We start from the raw sequence: 24,285 nt of genomic DNA, 5'->3' as shown, positions 1-24,285 counted from the left end.
CAACGAAGCGGCGCTCCCGGAAGGGGGCGCCGCTTCGTCGTGTCCGCGTCAGTTGGCGATGTACACCTGGTGCATCGCGCGGGTCGCGTCGGTGATGCTGCTCGTGATCGACGGGTAGGCCGCGAACACGCGGGACACCTGGTCGACGTTGAGGCGGCGCTCCACGGCGATCGCGAGCGGGTAGATCAGCTCCGAGGCGCGCGGGGCCACGATCACGGCGCCGATGACCGTGCCGGATCCCTTGCGGGCGATGATCTTCACGAAGCCGTCGCGGATCCCCTGCATCTTCGCGCGCGGGTTGGCGGCGAGCGGCAGCTTGTAGGCGATGCCGTCGGCCACGCCGTCCTCGATGTCCTTCTCGGAGAAGCCGATGGTCGCGATCTCGGGCGCGGTGAAGATGTTGGCGGTGATCTTCAGCTTCTCGAGCGGGATCACGATGTCGCCCAGGGCGTGGAAAACGGCTGTGCGGCCCTGCATCGAGGCGACGGAGGCGAGCGGGAAGAAGTTCGTGCAGTCGCCGACCGCGTAGATGTTGGAGACCGAGGTGCGAGCGACCCGGTTGACGCGGATGTGCCCCGAGGCGGTCAGCTCGACGCCGACGTCCTCCAGACCGATCCCCGCGGTGTTCGGGATGGATCCGACCGCCATCAGGCAGTGGCTGCCCTCGACCGTGCGCCCGTCCGAGAGCGTCACCATGACGCCGTCCGCCGTGCGCTCGACCTTGTCGGCGCGGGACTTGGACAGCACCCGCATCCCGCCGCGCTTGAAGACCTTCTCCAGCACGTGCGCCGCGTCCTGGTCCTCGCCGGGGAGCACCTGGTCGCGGCTGGAGATCAGGGTGACCTTGGCGCCCAGGTTCATGTACGCCGACGCGAACTCGGCGCCGGTGACGCCGGAGCCGACCACGATGAGGTGCTCGGGCAGCGTCTTCATGTCGTACAGCTGCGTCCAGGTGAGGATCCGCTCGCCGTCCGGCTTGGCGGAGTCGAGCTCGCGCGGGGACGCCCCGACGGCGACGATGAGGGTGTCGGCCTCGACCCGGTCGAAGTCGGTGCCGTCCACGGACGTGGACACGACGATCGCGTTCGGACCGTCCAGGCGGCCGTGGCCGGAGAGGATCGTCACCCCCGCGTCGAGCAGGGTGGTGCGCATGTCCTCGGACTGCTGGCCCGCGAGCGCCATCAGCCGCTTGTTCACGGCGGCGAGGTTGATCGCGACCTGCGGCTTGAGCGGCTTGCCCTCGGCGCCCTTCGCGTAGAACTGCACGCCGAGGTCGCTGGCCTCGCTGATCGCCACCGCGGCGTCGGCCGTGGCGATCAGGCTCTTCGAGGGCACCACGTCGGTGAGCACGGCGGATCCGCCCACGCCGACCCGTTCGACGAGCGTCACCTCCGCCCCGAGCTGTGCGGCGGCGAGCGCCGCCTCGTATCCGCCGGGACCGCCGCCGAGCACGGCGACACGCTGAGAGCGCTCGAACATCAAGGTCATGGGATCCATTCTTCCGCATCCGCACCGCGGGGACGATCCGAGCCCGCGCTGCTCTTCCGCGCCCTCCTCCCCCGCCGCGAGCGCGGGGCCGTATCCTCGTTCTCATGGCTGATCAGACCAACCCCCTCGACGACCCGAGCGCCGACCCCTTCGCGATCGCTGCGGAGGCGGCGTCCGACATCCATCGCCTGACCGGCGTCGAGCACCACGACATCGCCGTCACGCTCGGCTCAGGCTGGAGCAAGGCCGCCGAGCTCATCGGAGAGACCGTCGCCACGATCCCCGCCACCGAGGTCACGGGCTTCTCCAAGCCCGCCCTCGAGGGCCACGTCGGGACGCTGCGCAGCATCGTCACCCCGGACGGGAAGCACGTGCTCGTCATCGGCGCCCGCACGCACTACTACGAGCGGCACGGCGTCCGCCGCGTCGTGCACAGCGTGCGCACCGCGGCAGCCGCCGGGGCGAAGACGATGGTGCTCACGAACGGCGCGGGCGGGATCAAGGAGACCTGGAAGGCCGGCACTCCGGTCCTCATCAGCGACCACATCAACCTCACGGCCGACTCCCCGCTCGAGGGCGCCACCTTCGTGGACCTCACCGACCTGTACTCCCGCCGCCTGCGGGACCTGGCCCGCACCATCGACCCCACGCTCGACGAGGGCGTGTACTGCCAGTTCACCGGCCCGCACTACGAGACGCCCGCCGAGGTCCAGATGGCGAAGCACCTGGGGGGCCACATCGTCGGCATGTCCACGGCGCTCGAGGCGATCGCCGCCCGTCAGGCCGGCATGGAGGTCCTCGGCTTCTCCCTCATCACGAACCTCGCCGCCGGCATCCAGAAGACGCCGCTCAGCCACGCCGAGGTCATCGAGGCGGGACGCGAGGCCGAGCCGGTGATCTCCGGCCTGCTGGCCCGCGTGATCGGGGCGCTGTGAGCGGCCAGGAGGCGGCCCTGCTCGCGCAGGCGCGGGCCTGGCTGCGGCAGGATCCGGACCCGGAGACCCGCGACGAGCTCGCCGGCCTCATCACCCGGGCCGGATCCGGGGACGAGGCGGCCCTCGCCGACCTCGACGACCGCTTCTCCACCCGTCTCGCGTTCGGCACCGCCGGCCTGCGCGGCGAGATCGCGGCGGGATCCAACCGGATGAACCGCGTGCTCGTGGCGCAGGCGGCGGCCGGATTCGCCGCCTACCTGCACGAGAAGGCGGCCCCCGGCACGGCGCCGACCGTCGTCATCGGCTACGACGGCCGCAAGAACTCCCGCGTGTTCGCGAAGGACTCGGCGGAGATCTTCGCCGGCGCGGGGCTGCGGGCCGTCCTGCTGCCGCGCCTGCTGCCGACGCCCGTGCTCGCCTTCGCGGTGCGCCACCTCGGGGCCGACGCGGGCGTCATGGTGACCGCGAGCCACAACCCGCCCAACGACAACGGCTACAAGGTGTACCTCGGCGGCGCGGACCAGGGGTCGCAGATCGTGTCCCCGGCCGACGCCGAGATCGCCGCGCACATCCAGCGGGTGGCGGACCGCGGGGACGCCCTCGCGATCCCGCGCTCGGAGTCCTACGAGACCGCGGGCGAGGACGTCGTGGACGCGTATGTCGCCGCGACCGCCGCCGTGGCGCCCGCCCCGGTCGGGACCGCGGGCCTGCGCTGGGTCTACACCGCCATGCACGGCGTCGGGTGGGAGACGTTCTCCCGCATCATCGGCGAGGCCGGCTACCCCGCGCCCTGGACCGTGAGCGAGCAGCGGGACCCGGATCCGACGTTCCGCACGGTCTCGTTCCCCAATCCGGAGGAGCCGGGCGCGATGGACCTCGCCTTCGCGAAGGCGCGCACGCTGGGCGCCGAGCTCGTGATCGCGAACGATCCCGACGCCGACCGGCTCGCCGTGGGGATCCCCGACGAGACGGCCGAAGGAGGCTGGCGCCGGCTCACCGGCAACGAGGTCGGCCTGCTGCTCGGCTGGCGCGCCGCACGCGCCGCGACCGCGGACGGCCCCGCCGCCCCCGGCACCTCGCTCGCCTGCTCGCTCGTGTCCTCCCCCGCCCTCGGTGCGGTCGCGGAGCGCTACGGACTGGACTTCCACGAGACCCTGACCGGCTTCAAGTGGATCTCGCGCGCTCCCGGCATCGCCTTCGGCTACGAGGAGGCCCTGGGCTACCTCGTGAACCCGGACACGGTGCGCGACAAGGACGGCATCTCCGCCGCGGTGGCGCTGCTGGGCCTCGCCGCGCAGGCGCGGGCGCGCGAGGCGACGCTGGCCGACCTGCTCGAGGAGATCGCCGCGGAGGTCGGGCACTTCGCGAGCGGACAGGTGTCGATCCGCGTCGAGGACGTCGCCGTGATCGGCCGGATCATGGCCGCGCTGCGGCAGGATCCCCCCACGGCGTTCGGCGAGATCTCGATCTCTTCGGCCGAGGATCTGCTCGTCGCGACCTCGGGCGCCCCGGCCGGGGACGTGCTGCGCTACCGCCTCTCCGACGGGTCCCGCGTGATCGTGCGCCCGAGCGGCACCGAGCCCAAGCTCAAGGTCTACATCGACGCGCGGGCCGACTCCGGCGCGGCCGCACGCGATGCCGTCGCGGCGCTCGACGCCGCGATCAGGGACCTGCTGGCCCGGCTCGGCTGACGATGGCGAGCCGTACGGTCGTGATCCGCGCAGCGGGCGGCGCGCATGCGCGCCCCGTCGCGGAGCTCGTACGGCTCGCCCTCGCCCACGAGGGAGCCGTCGAGCTCACGACGTCCGCGGGCCGCACCGTCGATCTCCGCAGCGTCCTCGCGGTGATGGATCTGGCCCTCGGCGCGGGCGACGAGGTGGTGCTCACGGCGCAGGGCGCGGACGCGGAGGGGCTGCTGGACGCGCTCGCGCGGGTGCTGCAGGCCTGACCGCGCGTCAGCCGTCGATGACGGCGACGAGCTCGTCCAGGAAGCCGGCGAACGTCGCGCTCCTGCGGACGATGCGCTGCACGCTGTCGCCCTCGCCGAACACCTCCACGAGCTGCTCGAAGACGGTCTGGAACGCATCCCGGTCCTGCTCGCTGAAGGCGGCGAGTGCGACCACCCGTACGCGACCCGTCCCCCACGCCACCGAGCCCGCCGCGACCCCCACGGCGATCGCCGTGCGCTGCGCCGTCATCTGCAGCGCATGCGGCACCGCGAGCGCGTCGCTGAACGCCGTCGAGGAGAGCCGCTCGCGCTGGATCGTGTTCTCGATGTAGTCCTCGCCGATCAGGCCCGCCTGGAGCAGACGCCCGCCGAGGAGGCGGATGATCTCCTCCTCCCCCGCATCGGGCAGCGGGGACACGAAGGCGTCCGCGGACAGGTAGCGGGAGAGCTCCTCGCGCAGCCGGGTGAGCCGGCGGGCGCGCCGCAGCCGGGCCGCCGCCTGCTGCACCCGCTCGACGTCGGCCTCGGTGAGGAACGGCTGGATGAGCACGACCCGCTCCGCGGCCCCCGGCAGAGGGACCGTGCTGAGCACGAGGTCGGTGTCGATCTCGTCCTCGCCCGGATCCATCGCGGTGATGACGCGCACGACCTCGATGCCCTGCCCGAGCGAGTGGTCCACGCGGGAGCGGAGCACCTCGTGCAGCTCGTAGTAGCCGGGGCACACGATCGTCGCGGTGAGCAGGGTCTCGGCGCGGCGACTGCGCTCGAGCCGTCCCCCGATGTGCATCGCGACGTAGGCGATCTCGTCGTCGTCGGCGCGCAGGCCCAGTCGCTCCTGCAGGCCGCTCACCACCGACACCGCGACCTCGAAGAGCATCGGATAGGCCGACTTCAGCGAGCGCGTGAGCGGATTGCGGGTGCGCGACTCCTCCTGCACGCGCCGCAGCAGATTCTGCACGTGCAGCGCGAGCCGGAGCACGAAGGCGTCGTCGTCCAGGTCCACCTGATAGTCCGTCGACGCCTGCCGGACGACCCCGCGCACCGCGGCCTCGACGACGGGATCGAGCCCGGCCCGCGCCAGCGTCGCGGGATCCGTGCCGCCCGGCGTCACGATCCGCGTCAGCACCAGCCGGGCGAGATGCGCCAGGTCGCCCGCGCCGAGCTCGACCCCGAGCTGGGTGCGGGCGAGACGGCCGATCACCCCGGCGACCGGATCCTCGACGGGCTCCGCGCCCGCGTCGCCGCCGTCCAGCTCCCGCCCCGCCGCCACCCGATCGGCGGCGATCGCGATGTGCAGGAGGACGTCGGCGATCGCGAGCTCGTTGACGTAGTAGCCGAGGTCGCTCAGCGCCGCGACGAGCGCCGTGCGGAACGGCCCGACCGCCTCGGCCGGGATCGTCCCCCCGCCGAGGGCCAGCCGGAACGGATCCACCGGGAACTCCGCGGCGTCCATCTCGTCGTGCGCGAGCCGGCTCAGCAGCCGGCGCTGCTCCCGTTCGCCGCCGCGCAGGCGCACGATGTCGCGGTCGCGCTCCAGCACGAGCCCGCCGTCCGCGGACGCACCGTCCAGCAGCGAACGCACCTTCGCGAGATCCGCCTCGAGGGTCGCCTCGCTCACGTGCAGGCGCTCCGCGGTGTCGAAGACGTCGATGCCGTCCGCCTCGTCCAGGAGTGAGCGGACCAGGACGTGCAGGCGCGCCCGCGGCGTCGCGTCGTCCCCCGAGCGCGCGGCGAGGGCGGCGCGCGCGGACGCTCCGGCACGGTAGCCCGAGGCGCCGGACAGCACGGCGTCTCCTCCGGGCACCCGCGCGTTGAGCGCCGTGACGTAGGCACGGACGCTGCGCGGGGTCACCCCGAGCAGATCCGCCAGACGCGGGCCCGCGATCCACGCGTCCTCACGCAGCAGCGCGCTCAGCAGCCGGTCCTGCCGTCGAGTCGACACCCTTGTCCCTTCGCCTTCCCCGCGCTCCGCACGGCCCTCTTCATGATGTCAGGATCCGCGACGCCGAGGGGCGGAACCGTCGTTCCGCCGGGGCGGAAGAGATCCTGGTGGCCCCGGTCCCCCCTCCCTCCGAAGAATGGCCGGGAAGGGATGAATCGATGAGGATCCAGGTGATCTGCGGCGCCGGTGCCTCCAGCACCTTCGTCGCCGGACGGCTGCGCAGAGCAGCACAGGCGGACGGCCACGACTGGGAGGTCGCGGCCGCTTCGGTGGACCGCATCGACCCCTTCGCCGATGTGCTCCTCGTGGGCCCGCACATCGCCGGACGACGCGAGGAGATCGGCGCGCGAGCACCGCGCGCCCGCATCGCGGTGCTCCCGGAGGAGGCCTTCGCCGACCTCCAGGGCACACGCACGCTCGCCCTTGTCGTCGCCCTCCTCGACGAGAACGCATCGAAAGGAACGCCATGACCGCGCTCACCCGCACCGTCCGCATCGGATCCTCGCACGGGCTGCACGCCCGCCCCGCGAAGCTCTTCGCGCAGGCCGCCAAGGAGACCGGGATCCCCGTGACGATCGCGAAGGACTCGGGCAAGGCGGTGAACGCCGCGAGCATCCTCGGCGTCATCGCGCTCGGTCTCGAGCAGGGCGACTACGCGACCCTCACCGCCGAGGGCGACACCGCCGAGGCGACCCTCGACCTGCTCTCCGACCTGCTCTCGACCGACCACGACGAGGGCGCCGCCTGATGGCCGCGCTCAGAGGCGTCGGGATCGGGCAAGGCGTCGCGACCGGGCCCGTCCAGCGGATGGCGGAGGCGCTCCCCGCGCCGGAGCAGGCGCCGAGCACGGCGGGCGCCGCTGCCGAACGGGTGCGCGTGCAGGACGCGATCTCGCACGTGGCCGCCGATCTCACCCGGCGCGCCGGGGCCGTGGACGGTGCCGCGGCGGAGGTGCTCGAGGCGCAGGCCATGATCGCCGAGGACCCGACGCTCGCCGACGAGGTCGAGGAGCGGATCGCCGCGGGTTCCACCGCCGAGTGGGCCGTGCACGACGCCTTCGCCGGCTTCCGCGCCTCCCTCGAGGCGGTCGGAGGCTACCTCGGCGAGCGCGCCGCCGACCTCGACGACATCGCGCAGCGCGTGCTCGCGCGGCTCCGCGGCGTCCCCGCCCCCGGCGTCCCCGACCCGGGCCACCCGTTCGTGCTCGTCGCGCGCGACCTCGCGCCGGCGGACACCGCGCTGCTGGACCTCGACAAGGTGCTCGCGCTCGTCACGACCGACGGCGGGCCGACCTCGCACACCGCGATCCTGGCGCGGGAGAAGGGCATCATCGCGCTCGTCGGAGCCGGGGACGCGACGGTCCTCACCGACGGGGAGACCGTGATCGTCGACGCCGCGAGCGGCACGGTGACGACGGAGCCGACCGCGGAGGAGCTCGAGAGGGCCGCCGCGCGCGCCGCCGAACGCCGCGCCGCCGACGACGCCCCGCCGAGCCCCGGCGCGCTGGCGGACGGTACGCCGGTCGCCCTGCTCGCGAACCTCGGCAAGCCCGGCGACGCCGCCGACGCGGTCGCCCGCGGCGCCGAGGGCGTCGGCCTGTTCCGCACCGAGTTCCTGTTCCTGTCCGCGACGCACGCGCCGACCGTCTCCCAGCAGCGCGAGGCGTATCGGGAGCTGCTCTCCGCGTTCGCCGGCAGGAAGGTCGTCGTCCGCGTGCTCGACGCCGGCGCCGACAAGCCCCTCCCGTTCCTCAACGACGCGCACGAGGAGAACCCCGCGCTCGGGCTGCGCGGCCTGCGCGCGCTCCGGGCCAGCGAGGACATCCTGCGCGAGCAGCTCACCGCGCTCGCCGAAGCGGATGCGGAGACGGAGGCGGACCTGTGGGTCATGGCCCCCATGGTCGCCACGGTCGAGGAGACCGCGTACTTCACCGCCCTCGCCCGGGAGCACGGGCTGCGCACGGCCGGCATCATGGTCGAGGTCCCCGCGTCGGCGCTCCTCGCCGAGCGCCTGCTCGCGCACGCCGACTTCGCGTCGATCGGGACGAACGACCTCACCCAGTACACGATGGCCGCGGACCGCCTGCTCGGATCCGTCGCGTCCTTCCAGGATCCCTGGCACCCGGCGGTCCTGCGCCTGGTCGCCGAGGTGGCGCGGGCCGGCGGCGCGCTCGGCAAGCCCGTGGGCGTGTGCGGAGAGGCCGCCGCCGACCCGCTGCTGGCCGTCGTGCTCGCCGGGCTCGGCGTCGGCTCGCTCTCGATGGCGCCCGCCGCGCTGGCGGATGTGCGCCACGCCCTCGCCGCGCACACCCTCGACGACGCCCGGCGCATCGCCGCCGCCGCGCTCGACGCGGACGACGCCGCGGCGGCGCGCGCGGCCGCCCTGGATGCCGCCGGATAGTCCCGCCCCTCAACTCCGCACCCGAAAGAGCCGCCCCGGCGGCCGCACCGCACACCGAAAATCAGGAGAGAACCACCATGACGACGACGTCAGCAACCCCCTCCGGGGTGAACAGGGCCCGAGTCGGGGTCCAGCGCTTCGGAACCTTCCTCTCGGGCATGATCATGCCCAACATCGCCGCCTTCATCGCCTGGGGCTTCATCACGATGCTCTTCATCGCGGTGGGCTGGCTCGGCCAGTGGCATCCGGTCGCCGACCTGCTCGGCGGCTTCGGCAACGCCGACGCGGTCGGCTGGCAGGGCGCGATGACCGCGCTCGCGAAGGCCCCGGACGGCACCACCTTCCTGCAGTACGTCGGCCTCGTAGGGCCCATGGTGACGTACCTGCTCCCGCTGCTCATCGCCAACACCGGCGGTCGCATGGTGTACGGCGAGCGCGGTGGCGTGGTCGCGAGCATCGCGACGATGGGCGTCATCGTGGGCACCGACATCCCGATGTTCCTGGGCGCGATGATCATGGGCCCGCTCGCGGGTCTGCTCACCAAGTGGATGGACCGGATCTGGGACGGGAAGATCCGGCCCGGCTTCGAGATGCTCGTGAACAACTTCTCGGCCGGCATCCTGGGCATGCTGCTCGCGATCGTCGGATTCTTCGGATTCGGCCCCGTGATGCTCGGGATCAGCGCCGTGCTCGGCACCGTGGTCGCCTGGCTCGTGTCGATCCACCTGCTCCCCATCGTCTCGATCATCGTCGAGCCGGCCAAGGTGCTCTTCCTGAACAACGCGATCAACCACGGCGTGTTCACCCCGCTCGGCATCGAGCAGGCGACGAACGTCGGCAAGTCGATCCTGTTCCTCATCGAGGCGAACCCCGGACCCGGTCTCGGCCTGCTGCTCGCCTTCACCTTCTTCGGCATCGGCGAGGCGAAGGCCTCCGCGCCGGGAGCCATCATCATCCACTTCTTCGGCGGCATCCACGAGATCTACTTCCCCTACGCCCTGAGCAAGCCGATGACGGTCCTCGCTCTCATCGCGGGCGGCGCGACCGGCGTCACGACGAACATGATCCTCGGCGGGGGCCTGGCCTTCCCGGCCGCGCCCGGCAGCATCATCGCCGTCACCGCCGCCGCCCTCAGCCCCGCGGCCGGAGGCATCGGCAACCTGCTGATCGTGTACCTGTCCGTGCTGCTCGCCGCGACCGTCACGTTCCTCATCGCCGGTGTGATCCTGCGCGCCTCGCGCAAGCGCGACCTCGCCGCCGAGGCCGACACGTTCGGCGCGGCGATCGCGCAGACCGAGGCCAACAAGGGCAAGTCCTCCGCCGCGATGGACGCGCTGCGCGCGTCGACCGCCGGCGCCGCCTCCGCCACGGCGCCCGTCGCGACCGACCGGCGCATCTCGCGCATCGTCTTCGCGTGCGACGCCGGGATGGGCTCCTCCGCGATGGGGGCGAGCGTGCTGCGGAACAAGATCAAGAAGGCCGGCGTCGAGGGGATCGAGGTCACCAACCGCGCGATCGCGAACCTCGACGGCACGGAGGACCTGATCGTCACGCAGCAGCAGCTCACCGACCGCGCGAAGGCGCGCAACGGCGACGCGATCCACGTGTCGGTGGACAACTTCATGAACGCCCCCCAGTACGACGAGGTCGTCGAGATGGTCCGCCGTCAGAGCGACGGCGACGCCTGAGCCGAACCACGAGAGGAATCCGAGATGAGCATCCTGACCCCGGACCGCGTCCGCATCCATGCCGGCTCCGTCACACAGGACGAGGCGCTGCAGGAGGCGGCGGGCCTCCTCGTCGAGGCCGGCGCGGTGACCCCCGCCTACCTCGACGCGATGCGCCGGCGCGAGCAGACCGTGTCCACCTTCATGGGCAACGGCCTCGCGATCCCGCACGGCACGAACGAGGCGAAGGACGAGATCCTCGCCTCCGCCCTGTGCGTGATCCGCTACGACGGCGGCGTCGACTGGGCGGGCGACCCCGTCACGTTCGTGATCGGCATCGCCGGCAAGGGCGACGAGCACCTGGAGATCCTGTCGCAGATCGCGATCACGTTCTCCGAGGAGGACGACGTCGCCCGTCTCTCCGCCGCGGCCACCGCGGAGGAGCTGTACGCGCTGCTTTCGGCGGTGAACGACTGATGCCCATCGCGGTGCACTTCGGCGCGGGCAACATCGGACGCGGGTTCGTCGGCCTGCTGCTGCACGAGGCCGGCTACGACCTGGTGTTCTCCGATGTCGCCTCCGACCTCGTCGACGCCATCAACGCGGCGCCGGAGTACACCGTGCACGAGGCGGGGCCCGGCGGCCGCGACCACGTGGTGACGGGATTTCGGGCGGTCGACAGCCGCCGCGACCCCGAGGCGGCGGCCGACGCGGTCGCCTCGGCCGCCGTCGTCACCACGGCGGTCGGGCCGACCGTGCTCCGTTTCGTGGCTCCCGTGATCGTCGCGGGCCTCGAGCGCCGCGATCCGGACGCGCCCCCCGTCGCGATCATGGCGTGCGAGAACGCGATCGGCGCGACCGACCTGCTGCGGGACGAGATCGCCGCCGCCGCGGGCGACCGCGCCGCGCAGTTGCTCGCGAGGGCCGTGTTCGCCAACACCGCGGTCGATCGCATCGTCCCCGCGCCGCAGGCCTCCGCGGGCATCGACGTGACCGTGGAGCCGTACTGCGAGTGGGTGATCGAGGCCGCCCCGTTCGGAGGCACTCCCCCGCGGGTCCCGGGTGCCCGTTTCGTCGATGCGCTGGCGCCGTACATCGAGCGCAAGCTGTTCACGGTCAACACGGGTCACGCCGCCGCCGCCTACCTCGGCGCCGCGGCGGGGCACGCGACGATCGCGGAGTCGCTCGACGACCCGGCCATCGAGGCCGCGGTGAGCGCCGCCCTCGCCGAGACCGCTGCGGTGCTGGTCGTACGCCACGGCCTGGATCCGCAGGACCTCGCCGACTACCGCGCGAAGATCCTCGACCGGTTCCGCAACCCCGCGCTGCCCGACACCGTGCAGCGCGTGGGACGGCAGCCGCTGCGCAAGCTGTCGCGCCACGAGCGCTTCGTAGAACCCGCCGCGGAGGCCGCCGAGAGGGGACTCGGCACCGCCGCGCTGGTGGGGGCGATGGGCGCCGCGCTGGCGTTCGCGGATCCGGCCGATGAGGAGGCCGTGCGGTTGCAGGGGATGCTGCGCACGCTCTCCGCGGCGGAGCTGGTCACCGAGGTCACCGGCCTCGACCCGGACCACCCGCTGTTCCCGGCCGTGCGCGAGGCCGTCACGGCCCGCCAGGCCGCGCTCTGAGCCCCGTCGAGCGTATCGGGACGCCCCACGCGTCCCGATACGCTCGGTTCATGGACTTCCTCGCCCCCGTCACCCTCGAGAACGACTTCGTGCGGCTGGAACCGCTCGCGCCCGAGCACGCCGAGGATCTCGCCGCCGCGACCGCCGGCCTCGAAGACCGCTGGTACACGTCGGTGCCCGCGGCCGCGGGGGTTCCCGCCGAGATCGCGCGGCGGCGGGGGCTGCATGCCGAGGGATCCATGAACCCCTTCGCCGTCGTCCGTCTCGACACGGGGCGCGCGGTGGGGATGACGACGTTCTGCGACATCGACCAGCCCAACCGCACCGTCGAGATCGGCTACACCTGGCTGTCGCCCGAGGTGCACGGGACCGCGGTGAACCCGTCCGCCAAGCGGCTCCTGCTCGCCCACGCCTTCGAGACGTGCGACGCGATCCGCGTGCAGTTCTGCACGCACTTCCACAACCGGCAGTCCCGTGCCGCGATCGAACGGCTCGGCGCACGGCTCGACGGGATCCTGCGCAACGATCGCATCGGCGCCGACGGCGCCTACCGCGACACCGTCGTGTACTCGATCCTCCCGCACGAGTGGCCCGCGGTCCGCAACGGCCTGGACGCACGCCTCGACCGCCGCCGCTGACGTGCGCCCCTGCGTGGCCCTCGCCGCCGCCCGTGCCTGCGGATAGGATCGGGGCACCGCGCGCGGCGAGCCCCGACCGCGACCTGATGAGGAGAGCATGACGACGAGGTCATTTGCCGTGATCGGCGCGGGCCCCTCCGGTCTCGCCGTCATGCGCGCACTGCAGAAGGCCGGTGTCGAGGCCACCGGGTACGAGGCCTCGCACGACGTCGGCGGGCTCTGGGACATCACGAACCCGCGCAGCACGATGTACGCGTCCGCCCACCTCATCTCGTCCCGCACCACCACCGAGTTCGCCGAGTTCCCGATGGACAGCGACGTGGATTATCCCGGGCACCGCGTGCTCAAGCGCTACTTCGACGACTACGCCGACGCCTTCGGGCTGCGCGAGCGGTTCCGCTTCGGCACCCGCGTGGATCGCCTGGAGCCCGACGGCGAGGGCTGGATCCTGCGCGCGACCGCACGCGGCGCGGACGGGACCGAGACCTCCGTCGAGGAGCGCTACGACGGCGTCATCCTCGCGAACGGCACGCTCGCGGAGCCGAACGTGCCGACGTTCCCCGGCGACTTCGACGGGGAGATCCTGCACACCAGCGCGTACAAGGATCCGGCGCAGCTCGCGGGCCGGCGGGTGCTCATCATCGGCGCGGGCAACTCGGGCTGCGACATCGCCGTCGACGCCGTCCACCACGCCGCGAGCATCGAGATGAGCGTGCGCCGCGGCTACTACTTCGTGCCGCGCTACCTGTTCGGCCGGCCCAGCGACACCCTGAACCAGGGCCGCCCGCTGCCCGCCAGGATCAAGCAGGCGATCGACTCGCGGGTGCTGCGGGCGTTCACCGGCGACCCGGTGCGGTTCGGCTTCCCGAAGCCCGACTACCGCATCTACGAGGCGCACCCGATCGTCAACACGCTCGTGCTCAACCACCTCGGCCAGGGCGACCTGCGCATCCGCGCGGACGTCGATCGCTTCGACGGACCGGGCGTGCGGTTCCGTGATGGATCCCGCGGCGACTACGACCTGATCCTGCTCGCCACCGGCTACACGCTCGACTACCCCTTCGTCGACCGCGAGCATCTGAACTGGACCGGCTCGTCGCCGCGACTCTTCCTGAACGTCTTCCCGCCGTCCTTCAACGGCCTGTACATGATGGGGATGATCGAGGCGAGCGGCATCGGCTGGCAGGGCCGCTACGAGCAGGCCGAGCTGATCGCGGCGTATCTCGCGGCGCAGGAGGCGGAGCCCGCGCGCGCGAGACGGTTCCGCGAGCGCGTCTCCCGGCAGTCCTGGCCCGACCTCACCGGCGGGTACCGCTACCTCGGTCTCGCCCGCATGTCGTACTACGTCAACAAGGACGCGTACCGGCGTGCGGTGCGGCTCGAGAAGGAGGGCATCGCGGCGCCCGTGAGCGGAGCCTCATGAACGTCGACGACGTCGTCGTGCACTTCGCGCCGGGGATGCTCACGATCCTCAACGCCGTGCTGGGCCTCATCATGCTCGGGATCGCCCTGGACACCGCGCCGAAGGACTTCCGCGTCGTCCTGACGCACCCCAAGCCCTTCGTCGTCGCGATCCTCGCGCAGGTGCTCGTGCTGCCCGCGGTCACGTTCGGGCTGACCCTGATCCTGCCGGTGACGCCGTCGATGGCCCTCGGCATGATCCTCGTGGCCTGCTGCCCGCCCGGCAACATCTCGCAGGTGCTCACGCACCGCGCCGGGGGCAACACCGCGCTCTCGGTGTCGATGACGGCGGTGGGCAACCTCCTCTACATCGTCGTGATGCCGCTGAGCATCGCCTTCTGGGGCTCGGTGCATCCCACCGCGCACCGGCTGCTGCACGCCGTCGCGCTCAACCCGTGGCAGATGCTCTGGGAGATCCTGCTCATCATCGGCCTGCCGTTCGCCGTCGGCCTGCTGCTGCGCGCCCGGCTGCCGCGTCTCGCCGCCCGCGTGCAGCCGTTCGTGCGCTGGTTCAGCCTGCTCGCCCTCGTCGGCTTCATCGTGGGCGCACTCGCCGGCAACTGGGCGGTGTTCGTCAGCGTCATCGGATCGGTCCTGCTCGTCGTGGCGATCCACGACGCGGTCGCCCTCGCGATCGGGTACGGCACCGCCGTCGTCGGCGGGCTCGGCACCCGCGAGCGCAAGGCGATGACCTTCGAGGTCGGCATCCGCAACGCCGGCCTCGGCCTCGGCCTGGTCTTCACGTTCTTCGGCGGCCTCGGCGGCATGGCCGTCGTCGCGGGCTGGTGGGGCGTGTGGGACATCGTCGCCGGGCTCTGTGTCGCTACGCTCTGGGGCATGCACACCTCGCGCCGCACCGGTTCGCGCACGTCCGACGCCTCCCGTCACGCGCGATCGGGCCAGGCCCGATGAAGCGGGTGCTGGTCACGGGCGGCGCGGGCTTCCTCGGCAGCAGGGTCACCGCTCTGCTGTCGGATCACCCCGACGTCGATGTGGTCCTCTGCGGCGATCTGCGCGAGTCGGACGTTCCCGGCGTGGTGTCGGTGCCCGTGGACGTCACGGATCCGCTCGGCCTGCCCGACGTGCTCCGACGACACCGCATCGACACCGTCGTGCACCTGGCGGCGATCGTCAATCCCGGCCGCGACGTGCAGGGCGAGTTCCGCGTCGATGTGCAGGGCTCCTCCCACGTGCTGGCCGCGTGCGTCGAGGCCGGGGTGCGACGCCTGGTGGTCTCGAGCTCGGGCGCCGCTTACGGGTACCACCCGGACAACCCGGAGTGGATCGTCGAGACGGATCCGTTGCGGGGCAACGACGAGTTCCCGTACTCCCGCCACAAGAGGATGGTCGAGGAGATGCTCGCGGCGGCGCGCAGCACCCACCCCGCCCTCGAGCAGGTGGTCTTCCGGATCGGCACGATCCTCGGCCCCACCGTGCACAACCAGATCACCGCGCTCTGGGACGGCAAGCGGATCCTGCACATCGCCGGATCCGACTCCCCCTTCGTGTTCGTCTGGGTCGACGACGTGGCGGCCGCGATGGTGCGTGCGGCGCTCGGCGAGGGCCCCGCGGGGATCTACAACGTCGCCGGAGACGGCGCCCTGACAGTGCCGGAGATCGCGCGACGGCTGCACAAGCCGCTGCTGACGATCCCGGCGCCGCTGCTGACGATCGCCCTCGCGGTCGGCAGCGCGCTGCGGCTCACGGAGCACGGCCCCGAGAAGGTCCGCTTCCTGCGCTACCGGCCCGTGCTGCGCAACGACCGGCTCAAGGAGCGGTTCGGCTATGTCCCGCGGCTCACCTCGGCGCAGGCGTTCGAGGAGTACCTCCGGACCCATCCGGACGTCGTCGGCTCCGATTGAGCGGACAGGATCGGCTCAGGTGGCGCGCAGGTCCTGGGCGAACATGACGATGATGCCGCTCGGCCCGCGCACGTACGAGAGCTTGTAGACGTCCTGGTAGTTCGCGACGCCGCGCAGCGGGAAGCAGTCGTGACGCGCGGCGATCGCGAGCGCGTCATCGATGTCGTCGACGGCGAAGGCGACCCGGTGCATGCCGATCTCGTGCGGGAGCGTCGGCGAGGTCTCGATCGCGTCGGGATGGATGTACTCGAAGAGCTCCAGCCTTCCCTGTCCGTCGGGGGTCTGCAGCATCGCGATGCGGGCGTGATTGCCGTCGAGTCCGACCGCGGTGTCCGCCCATTCGCCCGAGACCGTGTCCCGGCCGAGCACCGTGAGCCCGAGGTCCGTGAAGAAGGAGATGGTCGCGTCGAGGTCGCGGACGGCGATGCCCACGTTTTCCATGCGGATGGCCATGTTCGCACTCTACGCCGCCCGTCCCCGGGCGCCCAGCGGCGCGACGGCGTCAGTGCGTCCCGGCCTGCACCAGGATCACGCCGCCGACGATGACGGCGAGCCCGATCGCGGTCATGAGCGAGATGCGGTCGTGGAACAGCACGCGCCCGAGCACCGCGGTGGCGGCGACGCCGAGAGCGGCCCAGACCGCGTAGGCGATGCCGACCGGCATCCCGAGCGCCAGCACGGCTCCCAGCAGCACGTAGGAGACCAGGTACCCGAGGACGATCGCGGGGATGTGCCGGCGGCGCCGGAAGCCCTCCGAGGCGCGCAGGCTCAGCGTCGCCGTCACCTCCGACGCGATCGCGCCGATCAGCAGCAGCCAGGTCATCCGGCACTCCCCCGCTCGCCCCGGACGTGCCGCGTCCCGAGCTCGGCGAGCAGCACCCCGGCGATGATCACGCCGAGCCCCAGGAGCGAGAGCGGGCTCAGCGCCTCCGCGAACAGCGCCGCCGCCGCGAGCGCGGTGAGCGCAACCCCGATGGCCGACCAGATCCCGTACGCGACGCCCACCGGCATCCCGCGGGTGAGCACGATCCCGAGCAGCCAGAACGACCCGCCGTAGCCGATCACGACCACGCAGAGCCACCACCAGGATCCGCCCGTCGACACCGCGCGCAGGCTCAGCGTCGCGCTGACCTCCAGCACGATGGCCAGCAGCAGGGGCGGCCACGCGCCGCGCCGGCGCGTCGCCGCGCCGGAGTCAGCCGGCATCCACGCCGTCCCCGTGCCGCTTCCCGACTGCGGGGGCGTCACTCATCGAAGCCCTCGGCGATCAGCTCGACGAGTTCCTCCCGCTCCTCGACCGGCAGGAACGCGCCGGCCGCAGCGTTGAACTGGAAGGACTCCAGATCCTCGAGGTCGTAGCCGAACGCGTCCACGAGCAGCGCCATCTCGCGCGTCAGCGAGGTGGCGCTCATCGTGCGGTTGTCCACGTTCACGGTCACCGCGAAGCCGAGCTGGTAGAGCAGGTCGAACGGATGGTCGGCGAACTCGGTGCCCCAGGCGGCGATCGCTCCGGTCTGCAGGTTCGACGACGGCGACAGCTCGAGCGGGATCTCCCGGTCGCGCACCCAGCGGGCGAGATCGCCGAAGCGCACCTGCACCTCCTCGCCGTCGCGGTTCACGATCTCCAGGTCCTCCGCGATGCGCACCCCGTGGCCGAGCCGGAGGGCGCGGCCGTCGACGAGGGCGGAGCGGATCGAGTCCGGCCCCGCCGCCTCGCCCGCGTGCACGGTGGCGGGGAACATCTGACGGGCGAGGTAGTCGAAGGTCTCCCGGTAGCGCGACGACGGGAAGCCCGCCTCGGGACCGGCGGTGTCGAAGCCGACCACTCCGCGGTCGCGATGGGCGACGGCGAGCTCGGCGATCTCGCGGACGCGGTCGGTCTGGCGCATCGCCGAGAGCAGCTGCCCGACCCGGATGCTCTTGCCCCGGCCCTCCGCGGCGTCCTCCGCCTCGTCGATGCCGTCCTGCACGGCCTCGACCGCCTGCTGCAGGCTCAGCCCGCCCGTGAGGTGCAGCTCGGGCGCCCAGCGCACCTCGCCGTACACGACGCCGTCGTGCACCAGGTCCTCGACGAATTCGCGCGCGATGCGCCGGAGGTTCTCCGCGCTCTGCATGACCGAGAGGGAGACGTCGAAGGTCTTCAGGTAGTCGACCAGGGATCCGGCCGACGCCTGGGTGCGGAACCACATCGCGAGCCCGGTCGGGTCGGTGTGCGGCAGCTCGATGCCCGCCGCATCGGCGAGCTCGATGATCGTGGCCGGACGCACCCCGCCGTCGAGGTGATCGTGCAGCGAGACCTTGGGGAGGCTCCGGAGGGACAGGCCCTCGACCTCCAGGTCGCCGTTCGCGTCGATGGGCATGACAGATCCTTCCTCAGCGGTCGATCGATGGAATCGTCAGAGATGTTCCGAGAGGAACCGGACACGGGCGCCGCGCCCGGATTCAGCCTAGGCGGTGATGCGCTCGCGCACGAGGGGCGCGCGCTCGATCCGCGTCGCGCCGATCTCCCATGCCCCGTCCACGGCCTCCAGCGCCCGGTCGAAGCGCGCCGCGTCGTCGGCGGACAGCGTGAACACGGGATCCCCGGCGCGCACGGCGTCGCCGGGCTTCACGTGCAGGTCGATGCCGGCGGCGAACACCACCGCGTCCTCGGCGCGGGCGCGGCCCGCTCCCAGGCGCCAGGCGCCGATGCCGAAGGGCAGCGCGTCCATGCGCGTGATGAAGCCGTCGGAGGCCGCCGTGACGGTGTGCGTCTCGCGGGCGACGGGGAGCGCCGCATCCGGGTCGCCGTCCTGCGCGCGGATCATCGCCTTCCACGAGTCCATCGCGCGGCCGTCGTCGAGCGCCTTCTCCACGTCCGCATCCGGCTGGCCGCTGAGCGCCAGCATCTCGCGGGCGAGGGCCAGCGTGAGCTCGCGCACGTCGGCGGGGCCGCCGCCGGCGAGCACCTCGACCGACTCGCGCACCTCGTTCGCGTTCCCGATCGCGAGCCCCAGGGGCACGTTCATGTCGGTGAGCAGGGCGGTCGTGGACACGCCGGAGTCGGTGCCGAGCGCGACCATGGTGCGGGCGAGCTCGCGGGCGCGGTCGATGTCCTGCATGAAGGCACCGGATCCGAACTTCACGTCCAGCACGAGCGCGTCGGTGCCCTCGGCGATCTTCTTCGACATGATGCTCGACGCGATCAGCGGGATCGCCTCGACTGTGCCGGTGACGTCGCGCAGCGCGTAGAGCTTCTTGTCGGCGGGGGCCAGGCCGGAGCCGGCCGCGCAGATCACCGCGCCCACGTCGCCCTGCAGCTGCGCGAACATCTCCTCGTTGCTCAGCGCGGCGCGCCAGCCGGGGATCGACTCGAGCTTGTCGAGGGTGCCGCCGGTGTGGCCGAGACCGCGGCCGCTCAGCTGAGGAACCGCGACGCCGAAGCTCGCGACGAGCGGAGCCAGCGGCAGGGTGATCTTGTCGCCGACCCCGCCGGTGGAGTGCTTGTCGACGGTCCTCTTGCCGAGGGCCGCGAAGCTCATCCGCTCCCCCGATGCGATCATCGCGTCGGTGAGCACGCGGATCTCGTCGCGCTCCATGCCGCGCTGGAAGATCGCCATCGCGAAGGAGGCCATCTGCGGATCCGTGACGTAGCCGCGGGTGTAGGCGTCGACCATCCAGCGCAGCGCCGGCTCGGGGACGACCCCGCCGTCGCGCTTGGCGCGGATCACGTCCACCGCGTCGAACGGTTCCACACTCATCGCACGTTCTCCAGATCCCTCGGCCCGAACGCGTCGGGCAGCACTTCGTCGATCGTCCTGATCCCGGACACGGTCTCCAGCAGCATGCCGGGCGCGGAGTGCTCGAAGAGCAGCTGCCGGCAGCGGCCGCACGGCATGATCGTCTCCCCCTCGCCGTTCACGCAGAGGAAGGCGACCAGGCGCCCGCCGCCGGACATGAAGAGGTCGCCCACCATCGCGCACTCGGCGCACAGCGTCACGCCGTAGGACGCGTTCTCGACGTTGCAGCCGGAAACGATCCGGCCGTCGTCGACGAGCGCGGCGGCGCCGACACGGTAGTGCGAGTACGGCGCATACGCCTTCTGCTGAGCCTCGTCGGCGACGCGACGCAGCTCATCCCAGTCGATGTCCACTCCAGCCCTCCTAGGACTTGATGTAGGGCTTGCCGTCGGCCGCCGGCGCCTTGATCTGTCCGACGAAGCCCACGACCGCGAGGATCGTCACGACGTACGGCAGCATCAGCATGAACTCGCCGGGGATCGGCGTGCGCAGCACGACGAGCAGGTTCTGCAGGTTCGTCGCGAAGCCGAACAGCAGGGCGGCGAGCGCCGCGCGCACCGGGTCCCAGCGCCCGAAGATCACCGCGGCCAGCGCGATGAAGCCGAGGCCCGCCGTCATGTCCTTGGTGAACTGCGGCACCGAGACCAGCGTGAAGTAGGCGCCGCCGATGCCGGCGATCGCGCCCGCGAGCTGCAGGTTCCAGAACCGCGTCGGGTTGACCTTGATGCCGACCGTGTCGGCGGCGTGCGGGTGCTCGCCGACGGCGCGGACGCGGAGTCCCCAGCGGGTGCGGTACATCGCCCAGGCGACGAGCGCGACCACCACGTACATCAGGTAGACGAGGAAGGTCTGGTTGAACAGCGCCGGGCCGATCACCGGGATGTCCCCGAGGATCGGGATCTTGATGAGCGTGAACCGGGTGGGGCTGTTCAGGGCCTGGGCGTTCGGGGCGAGCACGCCCTGGTACAGGAAGCCGGTCAGGCCCGAGGCGAACACGTTCAGCACGACGCCGACGATGACCTGGTCGACCAGGTACTTGATCGCGAAGGCGCCGAGCACGAGCGAGATGAGGATGCCTCCGAACATCGCGCCGATCAGGCCCACGAACGGGTTGTGCGTGAGGGATCCGAGGATCGTCGCGGTGAACGCGCCGAGCAGGAACTGGCCCTCGATCGCGACGTTGACGACGCCGGCGCGCTCCCCGATGACGCCGGCGAGGGCGCCGAACACGAGAGGGACCGCGAGCGAGATCGATCCGCCGAGCAGGCCCGTCAGCGTGATCGCCCCGGCGGCTCCGGCGCCGGCCCAGGTGAGGAACGCGGTCATCGCGAGCACCGCGTACACGATCGGCAGCCACAGCGGGATCCGGCGGTATTGCAGGGCGACGAGCAGCGCCAGAACGCCCAGCGCCGCGGCGAGGGCCCAGGTGACCCAGAGCACGGGACCCGCGGGGATCCCGATGTCGCCCAGATGGATCGCGGCGCTCGCCTCGGAGAGGCGGAACGTCGTGGTCCCGTAACGCGGCGCGAGCAGGAAGAGCAGGCCGAGGAGGACGACGATCGCCAGCAGGGTGATCGGCACCTTCAGCGAGCGGACCTTGACGACGGTCGGCGCCTCGATCGCCGGGGCGGAGGTGAGGGAGGTGCTCATGCTGCCGCCGCCTTCGTGTCGGAGGAATCGGTGTTCTTGCCCGCCCGGCGCGCGATCCGCGCCTTGGAGCGCTGCGAGCGCTCGGAGTCGTCCTTGGGCAGGAAGAAGATGGTGCGGATCAGCGGGGGCGCCGCGATGAACAGCACGATGAGCGACTGCACCACGAGCACGATGTCGACCGGGATCGACTGGAGGGCCTGCATCGGGAACGACCCGGCCTTGAGGGCGCCGAACAGGAGTCCCGCCCAGAACGTGCCCCAGGCGCGGCTGCGACCGAGGAGCGCCACCGTGATGGCCGTGAACCCGATGCCGGCGTCGATGCCGCCGTCGAACCCGCTCGTGATCGTGCTCTGGATCTGGAACATTCCGGCCAGACCCGCGAGACCTCCGGCGAACAGCATCGCGTAGATGTAGACCCGCGGCACGCTGATCCCCGCAGCCCGTGCCGCGCTGGGGTTCTCCCCCACGGCGCGCATCCGGAACCCGAGGCTGGAGCGCTCGACGAGCCACCAGACGAACAGCGTCGCGACGATCACGATCGGGAAGCTCCAGTCGATCAGGTCGAGACCCGGGAGCTTGGGAAGGACGGCGTTCGGCGGCGTCGGCCGCGAGATCGGCTGGATCTGGCCGGGGCGCTGCAGCAGCTGCGGCACCTGCACCATCCACGTCACGAGGTAGAACGCGACGTAGTTGAGCATGATCGTGAGGATGACCTCGTGGGCGCCGGTCCGCGCCTTGAGCAGTCCGACCAGACCGCCCCAGAGCGCACCCGCGGCGATGCCGACGATGAGGGTGAGCGGGATCTGGATGATCGGGGGCAGGTTCAGCTGGAACGTGACCAGCGCCGCCGCCGCGCAGGCGATGAGCATCTGGCCGCGCGCGCCGATGTTGAACAGTCCCACGCGGAAGGCGACGGCGATGCCGAGACCGGCCGCGATGAGGGGGCCGGCGAACCCGATCGTGTTGCCCAGGGGCTTCACCGCGGACCAGAAGTCGGGGGCGCTGAAGTCGATGACGGATCCGTTGAACAGCGCCGCGTAGGCGCCGGAAACGACCGTCCACGCCGCACCCAGGGTGTCGCCGGGGCGCGCGAAGAAGTATCCCGCCGCGGCCTGCACATCGGGACTGGTGGCGGCGATCAGCACGCCACCCACGACGAGGGCCAGCACGATCGCGAGCACGGTGGTGACCGCGCTTCCGCGCAGGATCTCCCGCAGCACCCGGTTCGAGACCGGGATCTCCTGGATGTTGCGGGTCATCGGCGGCTCCGGGGCCGGAGCCTGAGGTTCGGTCGCGGTGCTCATGCGGCTGCCTCCGTCGGGTTCTCGCCGGCCATCATCAGGCCGAGCACGTCGCGGGGGGTGTTCCCCGGGACGATCCCGACGATGCGGCCGCGGTACATGACCGCGATGCGGTCGGCGAGGGCGGTGACCTCGTCCAGCTCGGTCGACACCACGATCACCGGGATCCCGGAGTCGCGCGTCGCGACGATGCGCTTGTGGATGAACTCGATGGATCCGACGTCCACGCCGCGGGTGGGCTGCGACGCGAGCAGCAGCTTGAGGTCGCGGTTGAGCTCGCGCGCGATCACCACCTTCTGCTGGTTTCCACCGGAGAGGGATCCCGCGGCCTGGCCCGGGCCCTGCGTGCGGATGTCGAACTCGGCGATGCGCTCCTTCGCGAACGTGTCGAGCACGCCCCGCAGGATGGTGCCGAACCGGCTGAACGCCGGGTCGTCCGAGCGGTCGAGGATGAGGTTCTCGGCGACCGAGAAGGCGCCGACCAGGCCGTCCTCGTTGCGGTCCTCCGGCACGAAGCCGACGCCCGCGTCGAGCACCTGGTGCACGTTGCGCCCGATCAGCTCGACGCCGTTCAGCGAGATGGAGCCGGTGCTGCGCGCCCCGAGCCCCATGATCGCCTCGGCCAGCTCGGTCTGCCCGTTGCCCTGCACGCCCGCGATCGCGAGCACCTCTCCGGGACGCACCTCGAAGCTGATGTCGTCCACCACGACGACGCCGTCCGGCGCGATGACGCGCAGATCCTTCACGCGCAGGCCGCCCTCGCCGATGGTGGGCGGGCCCTTGTGCACCGTGAGCTCGACCGCGCGGCCGACCATCATCGAGGCGAGCTCGGTGTTGGAGGACTTGGGGTCGGCCTCGCCGACGACCTTGCCGAGACGGATCACCGTGATCTTGTCGGCGATCGCCCGCACCTCCCGCAGCTTGTGCGTGATGAACACGATCGCCGTGCCCTCGTCGCGCAGCTGCTTCATGATCTCCATGAGCTCGTCGGTCTCCTGCGGGGTGAGCACCGCGGTGGGCTCGTCGAACACGAGGACCTTCGCGTCGCGGCTCAGCGCCTTGATGATCTCCACGCGCTGCTGGACGCCGACGGGGAGGTCGCCGACGATCGCGTCGGGGTCGACCTCGAACCCGAACCGCGAGGCGACCTCGCGGACGTGCTCGCGCGCGGCGGCGATGTCGAGCACGCCGAGCGCCTTGGACTGCTCGTGGCCGAGCATCACGTTCTCGGCGACCGTGAACACCGGGATCAGCATGAAGTGCTGGTGCACCATGCCGATGCCGGCGGCCATCGCGTCGCCGGGGCCGCGGAAGTGCTGCGGCACCCCGTCGAGCAGGATCTCGCCCTCATCGGCCTGGTAGAGGCCGTAGAGCACGTTCATCAGGGTCGACTTGCCGGCCCCGTTCTCGCCCAGCAGGGCGTGGATCTCGCCGGGTTCGACGACCACATCGATGTGGTCGTTGGCGACCAGGGATCCGAAGCGTTTGGTGATGCCGCGGAGCTCGAGCTTCATAACTGTTGACCCTATCCGGGAAGGGGTGACTCAAGAAGAAGAGCGCGGGACGCCCTGCCCGTCCGCTGAGCC

The 24,285-nt window shown here is 71.7% G+C and carries 24 protein-coding genes; 13 read left to right on the top strand and 11 right to left on the bottom strand.

What is annotated here, in order from left to right:
• Positions 1–48: 48 nt before the first annotated feature.
• Positions 49–1,497, bottom strand: coding sequence for an NAD(P)H-quinone dehydrogenase (locus WFJ17_RS04770; protein ID WP_251438444.1), 1,449 nt, complete (start codon positions 1,495–1,497; stop codon positions 49–51).
• Between the two features lie 95 nt (positions 1,498–1,592).
• Between WFJ17_RS04770 and WFJ17_RS04765 the strand changes: the two genes are divergently transcribed.
• The 3 genes from WFJ17_RS04765 to WFJ17_RS04755 are packed head-to-tail and all read left to right on the top strand — an operon-like array spanning position 1,593 to position 4,371.
• The gene (locus WFJ17_RS04765) at positions 1,593–2,423 is read left to right on the top strand and encodes a purine-nucleoside phosphorylase (protein ID WP_251438445.1); all 831 of its coding nucleotides are present in this window, start codon (positions 1,593–1,595) and stop codon (positions 2,421–2,423) included.
• Complete coding sequence (locus WFJ17_RS04760; protein ID WP_336647808.1) at positions 2,420–4,114, top strand: phospho-sugar mutase; 1,695 nt, start codon at positions 2,420–2,422, stop codon at positions 4,112–4,114. The genes WFJ17_RS04765 and WFJ17_RS04760 overlap by 4 nt, the downstream gene beginning before the upstream one ends.
• 2 nt (positions 4,115–4,116) lie before the next feature.
• Positions 4,117–4,371, top strand: a complete 255-nt coding sequence (locus WFJ17_RS04755; RefSeq protein WP_292881552.1) for an HPr family phosphocarrier protein — start codon at positions 4,117–4,119, stop codon at positions 4,369–4,371.
• Between the two features lie 7 nt (positions 4,372–4,378).
• On the opposite strand, the gene WFJ17_RS04750 is transcribed toward WFJ17_RS04755, so the two are convergent.
• Entirely contained in the window at positions 4,379–6,313 is a 1,935-nt protein-coding gene (locus WFJ17_RS04750; protein WP_251438448.1) for a BglG family transcription antiterminator, read from the bottom strand.
• Positions 6,314–6,471: 158 nt separating this feature from the next.
• On the opposite strand from WFJ17_RS04750, the gene WFJ17_RS04745 reads away from it, so the two are divergent.
• From WFJ17_RS04745 to WFJ17_RS04700, 10 genes are all read left to right on the top strand, one after another.
• The gene (locus WFJ17_RS04745) at positions 6,472–6,783 is read left to right on the top strand and encodes a PTS sugar transporter subunit IIB (protein ID WP_292881558.1); all 312 of its coding nucleotides are present in this window, start codon (positions 6,472–6,474) and stop codon (positions 6,781–6,783) included.
• Positions 6,780–7,061: an HPr family phosphocarrier protein gene (locus WFJ17_RS04740; protein ID WP_336647807.1), complete on the top strand. Its 282-nt coding sequence runs from the start codon at positions 6,780–6,782 to the stop codon at positions 7,059–7,061. The genes WFJ17_RS04745 and WFJ17_RS04740 overlap by 4 nt, the downstream gene beginning before the upstream one ends.
• The gene (ptsP, locus tag WFJ17_RS04735; protein WP_336647806.1) at positions 7,061–8,713 is read left to right on the top strand and encodes a phosphoenolpyruvate--protein phosphotransferase; all 1,653 of its coding nucleotides are present in this window, start codon (positions 7,061–7,063) and stop codon (positions 8,711–8,713) included. The genes WFJ17_RS04740 and ptsP overlap by 1 nt, the downstream gene beginning before the upstream one ends.
• 77 nt (positions 8,714–8,790) lie before the next feature.
• Positions 8,791–10,401, top strand: a complete 1,611-nt coding sequence (locus tag WFJ17_RS04730; RefSeq protein WP_336647805.1) for a PTS mannitol transporter subunit IICB — start codon at positions 8,791–8,793, stop codon at positions 10,399–10,401.
• 24 nt (positions 10,402–10,425) lie between these two features.
• The gene (locus WFJ17_RS04725; RefSeq protein WP_336647804.1) at positions 10,426–10,857 is read left to right on the top strand and encodes a PTS sugar transporter subunit IIA; all 432 of its coding nucleotides are present in this window, start codon (positions 10,426–10,428) and stop codon (positions 10,855–10,857) included.
• Positions 10,857–12,008, top strand: coding sequence for a mannitol-1-phosphate 5-dehydrogenase (locus WFJ17_RS04720; protein ID WP_336647803.1), 1,152 nt, complete (start codon positions 10,857–10,859; stop codon positions 12,006–12,008). The genes WFJ17_RS04725 and WFJ17_RS04720 overlap by 1 nt, the downstream gene beginning before the upstream one ends.
• 50 nt (positions 12,009–12,058) lie before the next feature.
• On the top strand, positions 12,059–12,646 hold the full coding sequence (locus WFJ17_RS04715) for a GNAT family N-acetyltransferase (RefSeq protein ID WP_251438455.1): 588 nt from the start codon (positions 12,059–12,061) through the stop codon (positions 12,644–12,646).
• Between the two features lie 97 nt (positions 12,647–12,743).
• Positions 12,744–14,069, top strand: a complete 1,326-nt coding sequence (locus tag WFJ17_RS04710) for a flavin-containing monooxygenase (protein ID WP_336647802.1) — start codon at positions 12,744–12,746, stop codon at positions 14,067–14,069.
• Entirely contained in the window at positions 14,066–15,019 is a 954-nt protein-coding gene (locus WFJ17_RS04705) for a bile acid:sodium symporter family protein (RefSeq protein WP_251438457.1), read from the top strand. Before WFJ17_RS04710 ends, WFJ17_RS04705 begins: the two co-directional genes overlap by 4 nt.
• On the top strand, positions 15,016–15,969 hold the full coding sequence (locus WFJ17_RS04700; RefSeq protein WP_251438458.1) for an SDR family oxidoreductase: 954 nt from the start codon (positions 15,016–15,018) through the stop codon (positions 15,967–15,969). The genes WFJ17_RS04705 and WFJ17_RS04700 overlap by 4 nt, the downstream gene beginning before the upstream one ends.
• 15 nt (positions 15,970–15,984) lie before the next feature.
• Here the strand turns inward: WFJ17_RS04700 and WFJ17_RS04695 are convergent, their stop codons facing one another.
• The 9 genes from WFJ17_RS04695 to WFJ17_RS04655 all read right to left on the bottom strand — a co-directional run bounded on the left by WFJ17_RS04695 (position 15,985) and on the right by WFJ17_RS04655 (position 24,213).
• Positions 15,985–16,422 (bottom strand): VOC family protein, encoded by a 438-nt coding sequence (locus WFJ17_RS04695; protein WP_336647801.1) that lies wholly within the window; start codon positions 16,420–16,422, stop codon positions 15,985–15,987.
• 49 nt (positions 16,423–16,471) lie between these two features.
• A complete protein-coding gene (locus WFJ17_RS04690) occupies positions 16,472–16,792 on the bottom strand; it encodes a DMT family transporter (protein WP_336647800.1) in 321 nt (106 codons plus the stop codon).
• Positions 16,789–17,175, bottom strand: coding sequence for a DMT family transporter (locus tag WFJ17_RS04685; RefSeq protein WP_251438461.1), 387 nt, complete (start codon positions 17,173–17,175; stop codon positions 16,789–16,791). The genes WFJ17_RS04690 and WFJ17_RS04685 overlap by 4 nt, the downstream gene beginning before the upstream one ends.
• A gap of 38 nt (positions 17,176–17,213) precedes the next feature.
• Positions 17,214–18,329 carry an adenosine deaminase gene (locus tag WFJ17_RS04680; RefSeq protein ID WP_251438462.1) on the bottom strand — a complete coding sequence of 372 codons (1,116 nt, stop codon included), beginning with the start codon at positions 18,327–18,329 and terminating at the stop codon, positions 17,214–17,216.
• 87 nt (positions 18,330–18,416) lie between these two features.
• Entirely contained in the window at positions 18,417–19,709 is a 1,293-nt protein-coding gene (locus WFJ17_RS04675) for a thymidine phosphorylase (protein ID WP_251438463.1), read from the bottom strand.
• Positions 19,706–20,101: a cytidine deaminase gene (locus WFJ17_RS04670; protein ID WP_251438464.1), complete on the bottom strand. Its 396-nt coding sequence runs from the start codon at positions 20,099–20,101 to the stop codon at positions 19,706–19,708. The genes WFJ17_RS04675 and WFJ17_RS04670 overlap by 4 nt, the downstream gene beginning before the upstream one ends.
• A gap of 10 nt (positions 20,102–20,111) precedes the next feature.
• Positions 20,112–21,398 (bottom strand): ABC transporter permease, encoded by a 1,287-nt coding sequence (locus WFJ17_RS04665; RefSeq protein ID WP_251438465.1) that lies wholly within the window; start codon positions 21,396–21,398, stop codon positions 20,112–20,114.
• Positions 21,395–22,702: an ABC transporter permease gene (locus WFJ17_RS04660; protein WP_374208742.1), complete on the bottom strand. Its 1,308-nt coding sequence runs from the start codon at positions 22,700–22,702 to the stop codon at positions 21,395–21,397. The genes WFJ17_RS04665 and WFJ17_RS04660 overlap by 4 nt, the downstream gene beginning before the upstream one ends.
• The gene (locus WFJ17_RS04655; protein WP_251438466.1) at positions 22,699–24,213 is read right to left on the bottom strand and encodes an ABC transporter ATP-binding protein; all 1,515 of its coding nucleotides are present in this window, start codon (positions 24,211–24,213) and stop codon (positions 22,699–22,701) included. Before WFJ17_RS04655 ends, WFJ17_RS04660 begins: the two co-directional genes overlap by 4 nt.
• Positions 24,214–24,285 lie beyond the last annotated feature (72 nt).

The organism is Microbacterium sp. MMO-10 (genome assembly GCF_037148715.1).
Classification (GTDB): domain Bacteria; phylum Actinomycetota; class Actinomycetes; order Actinomycetales; family Microbacteriaceae; genus Microbacterium.
This window is presented reverse-complemented; position numbering and strand designations above follow the sequence as displayed.

Coding starts and splice junctions, on each gene's coding strand:
- WFJ17_RS04700 (WP_251438458.1), top strand. CDS start 15,016: ATGAAGCGGGTGCTGGTCACGGGCGGCGCGGGCTTCCTCGGCAGCAGG.
- WFJ17_RS04725 (WP_336647804.1), top strand. CDS start 10,426: ATGAGCATCCTGACCCCGGACCGCGTCCGCATCCATGCCGGCTCCGTC.
- WFJ17_RS04710 (WP_336647802.1), top strand. CDS start 12,744: ATGACGACGAGGTCATTTGCCGTGATCGGCGCGGGCCCCTCCGGTCTC.
- WFJ17_RS04655 (WP_251438466.1), bottom strand. CDS start 24,213: ATGAAGCTCGAGCTCCGCGGCATCACCAAACGCTTCGGATCCCTGGTC.
- WFJ17_RS04695 (WP_336647801.1), bottom strand. CDS start 16,422: ATGGCCATCCGCATGGAAAACGTGGGCATCGCCGTCCGCGACCTCGAC.
- WFJ17_RS04715 (WP_251438455.1), top strand. CDS start 12,059: ATGGACTTCCTCGCCCCCGTCACCCTCGAGAACGACTTCGTGCGGCTG.
- WFJ17_RS04765 (WP_251438445.1), top strand. CDS start 1,593: ATGGCTGATCAGACCAACCCCCTCGACGACCCGAGCGCCGACCCCTTC.
- WFJ17_RS04665 (WP_251438465.1), bottom strand. CDS start 21,398: ATGAGCACCTCCCTCACCTCCGCCCCGGCGATCGAGGCGCCGACCGTC.
- WFJ17_RS04690 (WP_336647800.1), bottom strand. CDS start 16,792: ATGACCTGGCTGCTGCTGATCGGCGCGATCGCGTCGGAGGTGACGGCG.
- WFJ17_RS04730 (WP_336647805.1), top strand. CDS start 8,791: ATGACGACGACGTCAGCAACCCCCTCCGGGGTGAACAGGGCCCGAGTC.
- WFJ17_RS04705 (WP_251438457.1), top strand. CDS start 14,066: ATGAACGTCGACGACGTCGTCGTGCACTTCGCGCCGGGGATGCTCACG.
- WFJ17_RS04680 (WP_251438462.1), bottom strand. CDS start 18,329: ATGCCCATCGACGCGAACGGCGACCTGGAGGTCGAGGGCCTGTCCCTC.
- WFJ17_RS04685 (WP_251438461.1), bottom strand. CDS start 17,175: ATGCCGGCTGACTCCGGCGCGGCGACGCGCCGGCGCGGCGCGTGGCCG.
- WFJ17_RS04675 (WP_251438463.1), bottom strand. CDS start 19,709: ATGAGTGTGGAACCGTTCGACGCGGTGGACGTGATCCGCGCCAAGCGC.
- WFJ17_RS04770 (WP_251438444.1), bottom strand. CDS start 1,497: ATGGATCCCATGACCTTGATGTTCGAGCGCTCTCAGCGTGTCGCCGTG.
- WFJ17_RS04660 (WP_374208742.1), bottom strand. CDS start 22,702: ATGAGCACCGCGACCGAACCTCAGGCTCCGGCCCCGGAGCCGCCGATG.
- WFJ17_RS04745 (WP_292881558.1), top strand. CDS start 6,472: ATGAGGATCCAGGTGATCTGCGGCGCCGGTGCCTCCAGCACCTTCGTC.
- WFJ17_RS04720 (WP_336647803.1), top strand. CDS start 10,857: ATGCCCATCGCGGTGCACTTCGGCGCGGGCAACATCGGACGCGGGTTC.
- WFJ17_RS04740 (WP_336647807.1), top strand. CDS start 6,780: ATGACCGCGCTCACCCGCACCGTCCGCATCGGATCCTCGCACGGGCTG.
- WFJ17_RS04755 (WP_292881552.1), top strand. CDS start 4,117: ATGGCGAGCCGTACGGTCGTGATCCGCGCAGCGGGCGGCGCGCATGCG.
- ptsP (WP_336647806.1), top strand. CDS start 7,061: ATGGCCGCGCTCAGAGGCGTCGGGATCGGGCAAGGCGTCGCGACCGGG.